Source organism: Aeromonas allosaccharophila (assembly GCF_000819685.1).
Lineage (GTDB): Bacteria > Pseudomonadota > Gammaproteobacteria > Enterobacterales > Aeromonadaceae > Aeromonas > Aeromonas allosaccharophila.
This window is the reverse complement of the sequence record NZ_CDBR01000054.1, coordinates 17,616-31,301: the sequence shown is the minus strand read 5'-3', so window position 1 is coordinate 31,301 and position 13,686 is coordinate 17,616. Positions and strand designations below refer to the sequence as shown.

11 protein-coding genes are annotated in these 13,686 nt (G+C 62.3%); 10 read left to right on the top strand and 1 reads right to left on the bottom strand.

The annotated features are described in order from the left end of the window. The first annotated feature begins 237 nt into the window (after window positions 1-237). The 10 genes from glpA to nrfF all read left to right on the top strand — a co-directional run bounded on the left by glpA (window position 238) and on the right by nrfF (window position 12,807). Window positions 238-1,911, top strand: coding sequence for an anaerobic glycerol-3-phosphate dehydrogenase subunit A (glpA, locus tag BN1115_RS10910; RefSeq protein ID WP_042657182.1), 1,674 nt, complete (start codon window positions 238-240; stop codon window positions 1,909-1,911). Beyond that, window positions 1,901-3,166, top strand: coding sequence for a glycerol-3-phosphate dehydrogenase subunit GlpB (gene glpB, locus BN1115_RS10905; RefSeq protein WP_042657181.1), 1,266 nt, complete (start codon window positions 1,901-1,903; stop codon window positions 3,164-3,166). Before glpA ends, glpB begins: the two co-directional genes overlap by 11 nt. Before the next feature lie 51 nt (window positions 3,167-3,217). Continuing rightward, window positions 3,218-4,420, top strand: a complete 1,203-nt coding sequence (gene glpC / locus BN1115_RS10900) for an anaerobic glycerol-3-phosphate dehydrogenase subunit GlpC (protein ID WP_042657180.1) — start codon at window positions 3,218-3,220, stop codon at window positions 4,418-4,420. A gap of 518 nt (window positions 4,421-4,938) precedes the next feature. Beyond that, window positions 4,939-6,384, top strand: coding sequence for an ammonia-forming nitrite reductase cytochrome c552 subunit (gene nrfA, locus BN1115_RS10895; RefSeq protein ID WP_042657179.1), 1,446 nt, complete (start codon window positions 4,939-4,941; stop codon window positions 6,382-6,384). Between the two features lie 37 nt (window positions 6,385-6,421). Next, window positions 6,422-7,021: a cytochrome c nitrite reductase pentaheme subunit gene (nrfB, locus tag BN1115_RS10890; protein WP_042657178.1), complete on the top strand. Its 600-nt coding sequence runs from the start codon at window positions 6,422-6,424 to the stop codon at window positions 7,019-7,021. Further along, on the top strand, window positions 7,018-7,710 hold the full coding sequence (nrfC, locus tag BN1115_RS10885) for a cytochrome c nitrite reductase Fe-S protein (protein WP_042657177.1): 693 nt from the start codon (window positions 7,018-7,020) through the stop codon (window positions 7,708-7,710). The genes nrfB and nrfC overlap by 4 nt, the downstream gene beginning before the upstream one ends. Window positions 7,711-7,797: 87 nt before the next feature. Further along, window positions 7,798-8,751 carry a cytochrome c nitrite reductase subunit NrfD gene (gene nrfD / locus BN1115_RS10880; protein WP_042657176.1) on the top strand — a complete coding sequence of 318 codons (954 nt, stop codon included), beginning with the start codon at window positions 7,798-7,800 and terminating at the stop codon, window positions 8,749-8,751. Between the two features lie 317 nt (window positions 8,752-9,068). Beyond that, window positions 9,069-11,036, top strand: a complete 1,968-nt coding sequence (gene nrfE / locus BN1115_RS10875; RefSeq protein WP_042657175.1) for a heme lyase NrfEFG subunit NrfE — start codon at window positions 9,069-9,071, stop codon at window positions 11,034-11,036. Continuing rightward, on the top strand, window positions 11,033-11,608 hold the full coding sequence (locus BN1115_RS10870; protein ID WP_042657174.1) for a DsbE family thiol:disulfide interchange protein: 576 nt from the start codon (window positions 11,033-11,035) through the stop codon (window positions 11,606-11,608). The genes nrfE and BN1115_RS10870 overlap by 4 nt, the downstream gene beginning before the upstream one ends. After that, window positions 11,605-12,807, top strand: a complete 1,203-nt coding sequence (gene nrfF / locus BN1115_RS10865) for a heme lyase NrfEFG subunit NrfF (protein WP_042657173.1) — start codon at window positions 11,605-11,607, stop codon at window positions 12,805-12,807. The genes BN1115_RS10870 and nrfF overlap by 4 nt, the downstream gene beginning before the upstream one ends. A gap of 57 nt (window positions 12,808-12,864) precedes the next feature. Here nrfF and BN1115_RS10860 read toward each other — a convergent pair whose 3' ends face one another. Beyond that, on the bottom strand, window positions 12,865-13,644 hold the full coding sequence (locus BN1115_RS10860; RefSeq protein WP_042657172.1) for an SDR family oxidoreductase: 780 nt from the start codon (window positions 13,642-13,644) through the stop codon (window positions 12,865-12,867). Window positions 13,645-13,686: the final 42 nt, after the last annotated feature.

Sequence of the window (13,686 nt, the reverse complement as noted above, 5' to 3'; positions counted from 1 at the left end):
ACACTCCCCGCCAGACTCGTCAGACAGCGACAAGGGGCATCCGATGCCCCTTTTTTGTGCCTGTCATTCGCCAGCCACCTACAAACCGCTGCGATGACAAGCGTGACAAATGTCACACAATGCTCATTAACGCGCGAACAAATGAGCGTTTGCGAACGCAAATTTGGCCCATATCAAACATTTTTACTCAGAAGTGCGCCACACTGGCCTCATCTGGAAGAGATGAGACGGGCAACAATGAAAAGAATAACCACACAAGTCGTCATCATAGGCGGCGGTGCCACAGGGGCCGGCATCATGCGCGATTGCGCACTGCGCGGCATCGACTGCATCCTGCTCGAGCGCGATGATATCGCCGCTGGCACCACCGGCCGCAACCACGGCCTGCTGCACTCCGGTGCTCGCTACGCGGTGACGGATCAGGAGTCCGCCCGCGAATGCATCCAGGAAAACCGCATCCTCAAGCGGATTGCCAGCCACTGTGTCGAGGACACGGGCGGTCTCTTCCTCACCCTGCCGGAAGATGACATCAATTTCCAACGCACCTTTATGGATGCCTGCGCCCTGGCCGGTATCGACACCCGCCAGCTCGATCCCCGCGAAGCGCTGCTGCTCGAACCCAACGCCAACCCAGCGATGATCGGTGCCATCCATGTGCCGGACGGCACGGTCGATCCGTTCCGTCTCGCCGCCGCCAACGTGCTGGATGCGAAAGAGCACGGCGCCCGCATCTTCACCCACAGCAAGGTGCTGGGGCTGCTCCGCACGCAGGATCGGGTGCACGGGGTCAAGGCGATCAACACCCGCACCGGCGAAGCGTTCGAGGTGGAGTGTCAGGAGGTGATCAACGCTGCTGGCATCTGGGGCCAGCAAATTTGCGAATACGCCGATCTCGGCATCCGCATGTTCCCGGCCAAGGGCTCCCTGCTCATCATGGATTACCGCATCAACCAGCTGGTGCTCAACCGCGCCCGCAAACCAGCAGATGCGGACATTCTGGTGCCGGGCGATACCATCTCCCTTATCGGTACCACGTCGAGTCGCATCGATTACAACAAGATTGACCAGCTCACCGTGGAACCCGAAGAGGTCGAGGTGCTGCTGCGCGAGGGGATCAAGCTCGCTCCCATCATGGCCCGCACCCGTCTGCTGCGCGCCTACGCCGGGGTACGCCCGCTGGTAGCGGTGGACGGTGACGACACCGGCCGCAACATCAGTCGCGGTATCGTGCTGCTGGATCACGCCGAACGCGACGGCCTCAAGGGGTTCAACACCATCACCGGCGGCAAGCTGATGACCTACCGCCTGATGGCGGAGTGGGCCACCGATCTGCTGGCCAAAAAACTCGGCAACAGCAAACCCTGCCAGACCGCCACACTGAGCCTGCCCGGCTCACGGGATCCGGAAAAGGTCTCCGCTCCCGGTCTCTCGGTGCCGGTCGAAGGCTCCGCCCAATACCGCCACGGCGAGCGGGTCATCGCCTTCTTCCGTGACAACCCCAAGGCCAACGCCCTCATCTGCGAGTGCGAAATGGTCACCGCGGGCGAAATCGAATACGCCCTGCGCGAACTGGATGTGGACAACCTCATCGACCTGCGCCGCCGCACCCGTCTGGGAATGGGCCCCTGTCAGGGTGAGCTGTGCGCCTACCGCGCCGCCGGTCTGATGCAGGAGTATGGCAAAGCTGACGGTCGTCAGGCCTGCGTCATGCTGCGCCAGTTCCTGGAGGAGCGTTACAAGGGGACCCGCCCCGTCCTGTGGGGCGATGCCCTGCGCGAGGCCGAGTTCACCTACTGGATCTACGAAGGGCTGTTTGGCCTGGGAGAATGGACGGCGCCGCAGCTGGTTGCCGATACGCCTCGCGGCCCAACCAGCGAGACCACTCACAAGGAGAGCCGTCATGAAGTTTGACAATATCGTTATCGGCGGTGGTATGGCGGGACTCTCGGCCGCCATGCGGCTGGTAGAGGCGGGCCAGAAGACCCTGCTGATGGCCTCCGGCCAGAGTGCCCTGCACTTCTCCTCCGGCTCAGTCGATCTGCTGGAGAGCGAGGGAGATCCCCGCGCCGCCCTGCCCGCCTTTATGGCTGCCCATCCGGATCACCCCTACAGCAAGGTGGGGATGCAAAATATCGAAGCGAGCCTCGCCGATCTGCAGCGCCACTGCGCCGAGCAGGGATTGCCGCTGGTGCACCACGAGACCAACCACCAGCGCCTGACCCCCATCGGCACCCTCAAGCTCACCTGGCTCTCCCCCGATACCTGTGCCTGCGTCACCGATGCGCCGATCCCGGATGTACTGCTGCTGGCCACCCTCGAGGGCTTTCGCGACTTTCATCCGGCGCTGGCGGCCGCCAATCTGGCGACTCATCCCCGCTTCGCCCACTGCCGCATCCTGACCGGCGAAGTACGCCTGCCCCAGCTGGCGGAATTTAGCCGCAACCCCCACGAGTTTCGCTCCGCCGACATCGCCCGCCTGTGCGACAAACACCATCTGGTAGCGGACCTGGCCCGCGAGATCAGCCGCATGGTGCTGGAGTGTGGCGAACCGGGCTGCCGCCATATCGTGCTGCCCGCCTGCCTGTCCCTTGGCTTGGTCGGTCCCCGTCTGGCGGAGCTGGAGCAGCGCACCGGCTGCACCATCAAGGAGGTGGCAACCATGCCGCCGTCGCTGATTGGCATGCGGATGCAGGAGGCGCTCAAGCGCCGCTTCATGGCCCTTGGCGGCACCTTCCTCACCAGTGAACGAGTGCTGGGCGCCCGCTACGAGGGTGATCGCGTCATCGGCGTACACAGCCAGAATGGCGATGATCAGCTGTTTGAAGCGGACCACTTCGTGCTCGCCTCCGGCAGCTTCTTCAGCCGCGGGCTCGAATCCCGTCTGCGCGGCATTCGCGAGCCCATCTTCGATGCCGATGTGCTGAGTCTGGAAGAGCGCGACGCCTGGGCCGGTCGCCGCCTGTTCGATCACCACCCCTTTATGGGCTTCGGGGTCAAGACCGACGACAAGCTGCGGGTGCTGCGCGGCGGCAAGCCGCTGGTCAACCTCTATGGCGCCGGCAGTGTCTTGGCCCATTACGACCCAATTCGTGAAGGCTCCGGCTCCGGTGTTGCCGTTGCCACCGGCTGGCAGGCCGCCGGCCATATTCTGGGCGCGGCCCAATGATTACTTTGTCCCATATCCCGTGTCTTCATCATCGCCGGGAGGAGAACTGACATGCTACTGGATCACGCCAACCAAACTTTCGATCAGTGCATCAAATGCACCGTCTGTACCGCCTACTGCCCGGTGGCCAAGGCCAACCCGGCCTACCCCGGCCCGAAACAGGCGGGCCCGGATGGGGAGCGGCTGCGGATCAAAAGCCCGGAGCTGTTCGACAGCGCCCTCAAGCACTGCACCAACTGCAAACGCTGCGAAGTGGCCTGCCCGAGCGGAGTACGCATCGGCGACATCATCGCCAAGGCCAAGCACCAATACAGCGGTTTCAAACCGGGGATCCGCGAGTTCGTGCTCTCCCACACCGATCTGATGGGCAGCATGTCTACCCTGATGGCCCCCGTGGTCAACTTCACCACCGGCCTCAAGCCGATGAAACTGGTGCTGGACAAGGCGCTGGGGGTCTCCTCCCACCGCGACCTGCCCAAATACTCCCAGGGCACCTTCCGTGGCTGGTACAAGAAGCAGAAAGAGACTCAAGCCCGCTTTGCGCGCCAAATAGCCTACTTCCACGGCTGCTACGTCAACTACAACCACCCGCAGCTTGGCAAGGAGCTGGTGCAAGTGCTCAACGCCATGAACATCGGCGTGCAGTTGCTGGAGCGGGAAAAATGCTGCGGCGTGCCGCTGATTGCCAACGGCTTTATGGACAAGGCCAAACAGCAGGCGGCCTTCAACATCCAGCAGATGGAAAACTCCCTGCTCGGCAACGAGATGCCACTGCTGGCCACCTCCTCGACCTGCGGCTTCACCCTGCGCGACGAATACCCCCACCTGCTGGAGCAGGACAACCACAAGGTGCGGGATCGCATCTCGCTGGTGACCCGCTTCCTGTGGAACGAGTTCTACAAGGGCAACAAACCGGCGATGAAGCCGCTCAATCTGCACATCGCCTACCACACCCCCTGCCACATGGAGAAGATGGGGGGCGTCATCTACACCCTCGAATTGCTGCGCGCCATTCCCGGAGTCAAGGTGACGGTACTGGAGTCCCAGTGCTGCGGTATCGCCGGCACCTACGGCTTCAAGTCGGAGAACTACGAAACCAGCCAGACCATCGGCGAAGGGCTGTTTGATCAGATCAACCGCCAGGCCCCCGATCTGGTGATCACCGATTGCGAGACCTGCAAATGGCAAATCGAGATGAGCACCAGCTTCCGCTGTGAACATCCGATCCACCTATTGGCCCGGGCGCTGGCCTGACTCCCCCGGCCCTTGCGGTCGCATAAAAAACAATCCACGCAGAGATAAACAAAGAGCCGGCAATTGCCGGCTCTTTCATTTCCAAGGTTCCATGGCGCTAGTCGACAAAGGGCGCGACATCGAATAAATATTCAAATGATAAAATATACCCATAAATAGATAAATAACATGTCATATTTTTCACCAACCCTTGCCACATCAGGCGTAGCCATCAATGTCGCCTGCCAAAAATGAGTAAATCTTGATAGTGCAGCTCAATCAGTTGAGTTTACTCATAATTTAACCAAGATCTCATTTCCGCACTTTGCCTCCCTGGCTAATTGATCTGGCGCAAATCAGCGCCTGATAAATCATCATTCATTTTACCCATTTGGTAATATCCATTTCGAGCAATTGCATAATTTCGTGATTTTTATTCACCAATAACAATGAATCGGCCTGTCTGCTCCCGCACTCTCGGGAGTCTATGTCCACCGCAAGGATGGCGCGGGCCTGGCAATGAGATCGATTCGGGAGTGATGATCGTGAGTTCACACAACAGACAGACCAAACTGGGGCTCGCCGCCCTGCTGCTGACCAGCTGGCTTGGCGCCAGCGGCTGGGCACAGGCGGCCGACGAGGCACAGCCCAAGGGCAAGATCGAGGCGCGCAGCGAGCTGTTCGCCAAGGATCACGCCGATCAGTTCACCAGCTGGAAAGGCACCAGCGAGAGCAAGGAGCGCACCGACGCCCTGGCGGAAGATCCGCAGATGGTGGTGCTCTGGGCCGGCTACCCCTTCTCCAAGGATTACAACAAGCCGCGCGGCCACTTCTATGCGCTGACCGACGTGCGGGAAACCCTGCGCACCGGCGCCCCCAAGACCGCCGAAGACGGTCCGCTGCCCATGGCCTGCTGGAGCTGTAAAGGCCCGGACGTGGCCCGCGTCATCGACGAAAAGGGTGAGGATGGCTACTTCAAAGGGATGTGGGCAAAAGGCGGCCCCGAGATAGTCAACACCATCGGCTGCGCCGACTGCCACGACACCGCCTCGAAAGAGTTCAAGGAGGGCAAACCCGCCCTGCACCTCTCCCGTCCCTATGCCGATCGCGCCATGACCGCCATCGGCAAGCCGTTCAAGGAGCAGGGGCGCTTTGATCAGCAGTCCCAGGTGTGCGGCCAGTGCCACGTGGAGTACTACTTCAGCGGCCCCACCAAGGCGGTGAAATTCCCCTGGGACAAGGGCACCACAGTTGAGCAGATGGAGCAGTATTACGATGAAATAGGCTTTGCCGACTGGACCCATGCCCTCTCCAAGACCCCGATGCTCAAAGCCCAGCACCCTGAGTACGAGACCTGGCGCGCCGGCATTCACGGCCAGAACAACGTCGCCTGCGTCGACTGCCACATGCCCAAGGTGCAAAACGAACAGGGCAAGGTTTACACCGACCACAAGGTGGGCAACCCCTTCGATCGCTTCGACCAGACCTGCCGCAACTGCCACACCCAGAGCAAGGAGATGCTGCAAGGGGTGGTCAAGCAGCGCAAGGATGCCGTCACCGAGATCAAGCTCAAAGTCGAGAAGCAGCTGGTGCACGCCCACTTTGAAGCCAAGGCCGCCTGGGATGCCGGCGCCACCGAGGCCGAAATGAAGGACATTCTGCAGGACATCCGTCACGCCCAATGGCGCTGGGACTTCTCCATCGCCTCCCACGGGGTGCAGATGCACGCCCCGGAAGTGGCGCTGCGCATGCTGGGAACCGCCCTGGACAAGGCCGCGGATGCCCGCACCAAGCTGGCACGCCTGCTGGCCGCCAAGGGGATCAGCCACGAGATCGCCATTCCTGACATCTCCAGCAAGGAGAAGGCCCAGGCCGCTCTTGGCATGGACATGAAGCAGATGAACAGCGACAAGGCCCAGTTCCTCAAGACCACAGTCCCCGCCTGGGATGCCGAGGCCAAAGCGGCCGGACGGCTCGCACAATGACGAGGCATGCGGGCCCGCAGCCGGATGGAGGCTTCCTATGGGTGATTTAACAATGGATTTCTTACGACTGATGCTGATGGCAGCGATGCTGCTGACCAGCCTGCAGGGTCAGGCCGCCGATGCGGCGAACGCCCCTGCGGCCCTCTCTGCCACACATGAGGTGGAGTTTTTGCGCAATCCCGATGCCGCCTGTACCGACTGCCACAAGGAGCAGGCATACGGCATGCACGGCAAGCACGGCCAGGCGACCAACCCCAACAACCTGGCGCCGGTCACCTGCACCAACTGCCATGGTCAGCCCTCCCCCAAACACCGGGAAGGGGTCAAGGATGTGATGCGCTTTAGCGACAGCTTCAATGACAAACAGAGTACCGAGAGCTACCCCATCGCCGAGCAGAACGGGGTCTGCATGAGCTGTCACGAGCCCAAACCGCTGCGCGAGGCGCTCTGGGCCCACGACGTGCACGCCACCAAGCTCACCTGCACCAGCTGCCACCAGCTGCACCCGGCCAAGGAGCCCATGGTGGCTATTCCGGAGAAGTCCCGCATCAAGCTCTGCGTCGACTGCCACAGCAAGCAGCATGAGGCCGTCAAGGCGGCCAAGGCGAACACCACCTCGGGCAAGGAGGCACAATGAGCTGCTCTCGCCGTCACTTCATGGCGGGGATGAGCGCGGGGGCCCTCATCATGATGACGGGGGCTGCTCGTGCCAACACCCGCTCCCTTGCCGCCACCCTCGCCCACAGCCAGACCATCGACGGGGTCCGCTACGGCATGATCCACGACGAGACGGCCTGTATCGGCTGTACCGCCTGCATGGATGCCTGCCGGGAGGTCAATCAGGTGCCAGAGGGGGTCTCGCGCCTCGAGATCATCCGCTCCGGCCCCATCGGCACCTTCCCCGATGCCGAGTACCACTTCTTTCGCAAGTCCTGCCAGCACTGCGACAACGCTCCCTGCGTACACGTCTGCCCGACCGGTGCCTCCCATATCCGCAAGGAAGATGGCATCGTCGACGTCAACCCGGATCTCTGCGTCGGCTGCATGTACTGTCTGGCCGCCTGCCCCTATCAGGTGCGCTTTATCAACCCTGTGACCAAGGTTGCCGATAAGTGCGACTTTTGCCGCAAGACCAACCTGGCGGCGGGTAAGGAGCCGGCATGCGTGGAGTCCTGCCCCACCAAGGCGCTGGTGTTCGGCAATCTGGATGACCCGGACAGCCCCATCGCCAAACGGCTGGTGAAGGAGACCACCTATCGCTACAAGCAGGCACTCGGCACTTCGCCCAAGATGTACCGCGTGCCCAAAGGGGAGATAAAGTCATGACGATGCAAGAGGCGTTTCACTTCCCTTCCCTCGTGTGGGGATTTGTCCGATCGCCATCTACCGCAGTGGCAGAAGGAGGAATGGATCATGTTGCATGACGCATTTCACTTCTCTTCACTCGTTTGGGACTGGCCCATCGCCATCTATCTCTTTCTGCTCGGCATCTCCGCCGGGGCCACCACCCTCTCGGTGCTGCTGCGCCGCAAGGGGGCCGGCAGCGAGAGCGGCATCATCAAGGCGACCGCCATTCTGGCGCCGGTGAGCGTGGTGCTGGGGTTACTGATCCTCATCTTCCACCTGGCCCGCCCCTGGACCTTCTGGAAGCTGATGTTCCACTACCAGTTCGACTCAGTGATGTCGATGGGGGTCATGCTGTTCCAGGTCTACATGGCGGTGCTGTTCGCCTGGCTGGCGGTGGTATTTCGCACCGAGATCGAGACCCTTCGCAGCCGGTTGCTGAAAGAGAAGCTCGCCTTTGTGGATGGGCTAATCGCCCTGTTGGCACGCATTGAAACCTTGCTGACACCGCTCTTGCTGCTGCTTGCCGTGCTGCTGGGGGCCTACACCGGCTTTCTGCTGTCGGCGCTCAAGACCTATCCGCTCTTGAACAATCCGGTGTTGCCGGTGCTGTTCCTCATCTCCGGCGTCAGCTCTGGCATCGCCTCCACCATCTTGCTGGCGGTCACCCTGTTCAAGGAGAACCATCACAGCCAGGGGGTGAGCTTTGTTCACCGCTTCGAGCGGCCGGTGCTGGCGGTGGAGGTGCTGCTGCTGGTCTGCTTCTTTACCGGCCTCTACTTCGGTGGCGGCCAGAAGGAGGCCTCCATGTGGGCCGCCATCGGCAGCGGCTTCTGGGCTCAGGTGTTCTGGCTCGGGGTGGTGGGCATCGGCATGCTGCTGCCCCAGTTGCTGGCCCTGCTGGCCCCCGCGCCGCTGCGGGCCAAAAACGGCTATCTGGTGCTGGTCTGCAGCCTGACCCTGGTGGGGATCCTGCTGCTGCGCTACTTCGTGCTTTATGCCGGCCAGATGACAGTAGTTTAAAAACCGGTTCACGCTCCTGCTGCGAGGCCGTGATCAAGGCTCATGTGCTGCTCGGAATCCTCATGTATTCACATACACTCCGGTTCCTGCGCTGCTCTTTACCTTGCTGACGACCTCTCACGACGGAGCGTGAACCGGTTATTGAAAGCTGGGGATAAGCGCCAGCCACCCTCGGGTGACTGGCGCTGGTTTGTTGCTGGCCCAATGAATTTCTGGTGATGCCACACCCGTTGCTTGGCAATGTTTTCCCCCAAAGGGAGACGACGCGGTGTGTGTGGCATGACATGAATGACATCAAAGATTGAAACGGAGGTTGTGTGCTGGCGGAGCTCGGCTATCTCTCACTGTTGCTGGCGACCGGGCTCGCCCTGCTGCAAGGGCTGCTGCCCTGGCTGGGACTGCGGCTCGCCTCACGCCCGCTGCTCGGCTGCGCAACACCGCTGGCCCTCCTGGTCGCGCTCCTGCTCGGGACCGCCCTGCTGCTGCTCGCCAGCTGTTTTGGCCTCGATGACTTCACCCTGGTCTATGTGGCCCAGCACGCCAACAGCGCCCTGCCCCTTGGCTTCAAACTGGCGGCAGTGTGGGGCGGCCACGAGGGCTCCATGCTGTTCTTCGTCTTTGCGCTGGGGCTGTGGGGCGCCTTGGTGGCCCTTTGCTCCAGGCGGGTCGATCCGCTCATCCGCACCCGGGTATTAGCCATCATGGGGCTGATCGTCGGGCTGTGCGGCCTCTATACCCTGATCTTCTCCAGCCCGTTTGACCGCCAGTTCCCGGGGCCGCTGGAGGGGCGCGATCTCAACCCCATGCTGCAAGATATCGGCCTTATCATCCACCCGCCCCTGCTCTATCTCGGTTACGTCGGATTTGCAGTCAACTTCGCCTTCGCCATGGCGGCGCTCCATTCGGGCAGGCTAGATGGCGCCGTGGCCCACTGGAGTCGCCCTTGGGCGCTCGGCTCCTGGGTGTTTCTCACCGCCGGCATCGTGCTGGGCTCCTGGTGGGCCTACTACGAGCTCGGCTGGGGTGGCTGGTGGTTCTGGGATCCGGTAGAAAACGCCTCCCTCTTGCCCTGGCTGCTGGGCACTGCCCTGCTGCACGCCCTGATTGTCTGCGAGAAGCGCGGCGCTTACGGCCACGCCGTGCTGTTGCTCTCCATCTTTACCTTTTCGCTGAGCCTGCTCGGTACTTTCGTGGTGCGCTCCGGGGTGCTCACCTCGGTGCACGCCTTTGCGGTAGACCCCAGCCGCGGCCTCACCCTGCTGCTATTGCTCGGCTTGCTATTGACCAGTGCCCTCACCCTGTTTGCCCTGCGGGCGGACATTCGCGCCCCCTATGCCCGCTTTGGCTTGCTGTCAAAAGAGGGGCTGCTCGGCGCCGCCATCCTGCTGTTCTGCGTGGCCTGCGCCAGCGTGCTGCTCGGCACCTTCTACCCCATGGTGTTCCAGTCGCTCCATCTGGGCTCGCTCTCGGTGGGCGCCCCCTATTTCAACACCATCTTCGTGCCGCTGGCCCTCTGCCTGATGGCGCTGATGACCCAACTGCCGCGCCTGCGCTGGCAACAGCTGGCCGCAAGTTCCCGGCTCAACACCCTGTTGCCGCCACTGTTTGGCTTGCTTGGCGGCGGGCTGCTTAGCTTGGCCTATCTGGAACAGGGATCGTTTTCCGCTAGCTGGATCGGCATCCTCGCCAATATGGTGTGCCTCTGGCTGATGGCCAGCCTGTTGCTCCCGCTCTTGCAACCGACGTCGCTGCGTGAACTCACCCTCAATCGGTTCGGCAGTTTGCTTGCCCACCTCGGGGTGGCGGTGTGCGCCCTTGGCATCGCGCAGGTGAGTCACCACAGTCAGGAGGGGGGCACTGTGCTAAGTGCCAACCAGCCTTACCAGCTCGGCGCGTTCGAGTTTCGCTATGAGGGGCGCGAGCCGGTGATCGGCCCCAACTACACCGCCGAGCGCATCACACTTAGCGTGCACAAGAACGGTAAAGAGGTAGCTTGGCTGACGCCGGAGCGGCGCCACTACAGCGTGCGCACCATGAACATGAACGAGCCCGGCATTGCATGGGGAATGCTTAGCGATCTCTACGTGGTGCTGGGTGAGAAGATGGGACCAGATGCCTATGCCATGCGTCTGCACCATAAGCCGCTGGTGCGCTGGATCTGGCTCGGTGGCCTGTTGATGATGGCTGGAGGCACCCTGCGCCTGCTCGCCCGTCGCCCCTTGCTTGCCTCCCGTTCCGTTGCGGTTGGCACCTCCCATCACCGGCTCGAACAGGAGGCGTTATGAGATCCCGCCTGCGCCTCTTTGTTCCACTGCTGCTGACCCTGGGCCTCGGCGCCCTGCTCTGGCTCGGCCTTGGCAACAATCCCTACAGCCAGGATGAGGCCGTCGCAGGGCGCACTCTGCCCATGTGGCAGAGCGACAATCTGCTGGGTGGGCGTCCGATCCAGACCGCCAGCCTCAAGGGCGAACCCTTTGTGCTCAACGTTTGGGCCAGCTGGTGTGTCAACTGCCGCGCTGAGCATCCGCTGCTCAGCGAGCTGGCGGACACAGTGCCCCTCTACGGTCTCAACTACCGAGACAAGGGGGATGCGGCCCGTATGTGGCTTATCCAGGCGGGCAACCCCTATCGCGCCGTGCTGGCCGACCCTGACGGCAAACTTGCGCTGGAGCTCGGCGTCTACGGCACGCCGGAAACCTATCTGTTTGATGCCGATGGCGCCCTGCTCGCCCGCCATACCGGCGAGCTCACCAAAGGGATCTGGCTACGCCAGTTTGCCCCTCTGCTTGCCGAGGCCCGCAGCAAAATCGCTAGCCAGCCCGAAGTGAATAGACAAGTGCAGGAGAGCAAGCAATGAGCCGTCTCTGCCACGCCCTGATCGCGCAGCTCTTGCTGGCATTAAGTCTCGGGGCCCTTGCCAGCGGGGTCGATACCTATCAGTTTCGCCACCCCGAGCTGCAGATCCGCGCTCAGGAGCTGGCCCGCGCCCTGCGCTGCCCCCAGTGCCAAAACCAGAATCTGGTGGAGTCCAACTCCCCCATCGCGCGGGATCTGCGGCTCGAAGTCTACCGCTGGGTGGACGAGGGGCAGTCTGATGAACAGGTGATCGCCCGCATGACGGAGCGCTTTGGCGATTTCGTGCGCTACGATCCCCCCTTCAAAGCCAGCACGGCGTTGTTGTGGGGCGGACCCCTGCTGCTGTTGGGGCTGGCGCTGTTGACTCTGTTTCGCCGCCTGACGCGCATGAAAGCGCAGGCCATCCCTGTCGTTAAGGCAACTGTTGAGGCAATCCATCAACCCGCCGCCGATCCGCGCAGCGAATTGAATCTGCTGATCATGCACGGGGAGCAGGCGGGCCTCTCTCCAGATCAACCGCTATACGGGGAGCTAAGCGCCGCCCGTTTGGCGAATGCCATCCCGGCAGCGGAGCTGGCCCTGCGCGCGCAACTGGCCAGCCAGCATACCAATCGCGGCCGCCATCATCGGCACGGGCGGGCCTTGTTGCTGCTTGGCATCATGGCCATCACGGCCGTGGCCGCTGTGTATCTCAGCACCGACCGCTATCAGGCATGGCAGGCTTATCAGTCGCGCCCCGATCCGCTGGCGGGGTTGAGCCCGCGGGATCTGCAGGACAAGGAGCTGGGGAGTCTCCATCAGAAACTTCAGCGCAACCCCGCCGATCTCGACAGCTGGGCGGCGCTCGGCCAGCTCTACCTCTATCGGGGCGAGTACGACAACGCCCTGCTCGCCTATCAGCGTCTTGCTCTGCAAGAAGGGGGCGCCAGCGCGGCGACCCAGGCCGCCCAAGCCACCGTGCTCTACTATCAGGCGGGCCAGCAGCTGACTCCCGAGGCAACCCGCCTGCTGGAGAGTGCCCTCAAGCAGGATGCGGGGGAAGTGAGCGCCCTGATGCTGCTCGCCTCCGATCACTTCCTGCATGGCCGCTACAGTCAGGCCATTGCCCTGTGGCAGCAACTGCTCGATGGCGAGCGCCCTCGCATCAACCGGGCCGCGCTGATTGAGGCGATCCAGACGGCAAGCATAATGGGGGGCTGACCGCCTTCTGTCACTTTGGCCCGCCCCCGTCGGCACAGGATAGCTCCAAGCGAAAGCCTATAAACGCAAACCGCCATCCAGTTCTATCATCCGTCCCGACAGATAGTCGTTGGCAAGAATAAAGCTCACCGTCTCGGCCAGCTGTTGCGCCTCGCCAAGGGTGCCGACCGGAATGGCCTGCTGCATCCGCGCCATCGCCTCCGGCTTCATCGCCGCCGTCATGTCGGTGGCAAACACCCCGGGGGCAATCCCCATCACCCGAATGCCATGGCGCGCCAACTCCCGCGCCCAGGTCACCACCAGCGAGGCAACCCCCGCCTTGCTGGCGGCATAGTTGCTCTGGCCAATATTGCCGGCGCGGGCGATAGAGGAGATGTTGATGATGACGCCCCCCTCCCCGCCGGTTGCCATCAGCGCCGCCCCTTCGCGCCCACAGAGGAAGGTACCTGTGAGGTTGACGTCAATCACGCTCTGCCACTGGGCCCGCGTCATCTTCTCCACCAGCTCACCCTCTTTCACCTTGATCAGCACGCCATCGCGCAAAATGCCGGCGCAGTTGATAAGACCGTGCAGCACGCCAAAACGCTCCTTGATGCCAGCAAAAACCGACTCAACCTCGGCTTCGCTCGCCACATTGCAGACAAACAGCTCGCACTGGCTATCTTGATCGCACTGACCATTCTGGCAGTGAACCATGGCGGCGGTCGCTTCCAGATCGGCGCGATTGATGTCGAGCAGTGCCAGCGTCGCCCCCTGTGCGCCCAGGGCCAGCGCAATGGCCCGTCCCAAGCCACGTCCAGCGCCGGTAATAACGATGACCTTATCTTTGATATCCATCAATGCTCCTTGTAGCTGGTCGAAGGGAGATGCCTTGAAGAG

Coding starts and splice junctions, on each gene's coding strand:
- glpB (WP_042657181.1), top strand. CDS start 1,901: ATGAAGTTTGACAATATCGTTATCGGCGGTGGTATGGCGGGACTCTCG.
- glpC (WP_042657180.1), top strand. CDS start 3,218: ATGCTACTGGATCACGCCAACCAAACTTTCGATCAGTGCATCAAATGC.
- nrfD (WP_042657176.1), top strand. CDS start 7,798: ATGTTGCATGACGCATTTCACTTCTCTTCACTCGTTTGGGACTGGCCC.
- BN1115_RS10860 (WP_042657172.1), bottom strand. CDS start 13,644: ATGGATATCAAAGATAAGGTCATCGTTATTACCGGCGCTGGACGTGGC.
- BN1115_RS10870 (WP_042657174.1), top strand. CDS start 11,033: ATGAGATCCCGCCTGCGCCTCTTTGTTCCACTGCTGCTGACCCTGGGC.
- nrfA (WP_042657179.1), top strand. CDS start 4,939: ATGATCGTGAGTTCACACAACAGACAGACCAAACTGGGGCTCGCCGCC.
- glpA (WP_042657182.1), top strand. CDS start 238: ATGAAAAGAATAACCACACAAGTCGTCATCATAGGCGGCGGTGCCACA.
- nrfC (WP_042657177.1), top strand. CDS start 7,018: ATGAGCTGCTCTCGCCGTCACTTCATGGCGGGGATGAGCGCGGGGGCC.
- nrfB (WP_042657178.1), top strand. CDS start 6,422: ATGGGTGATTTAACAATGGATTTCTTACGACTGATGCTGATGGCAGCG.
- nrfF (WP_042657173.1), top strand. CDS start 11,605: ATGAGCCGTCTCTGCCACGCCCTGATCGCGCAGCTCTTGCTGGCATTA.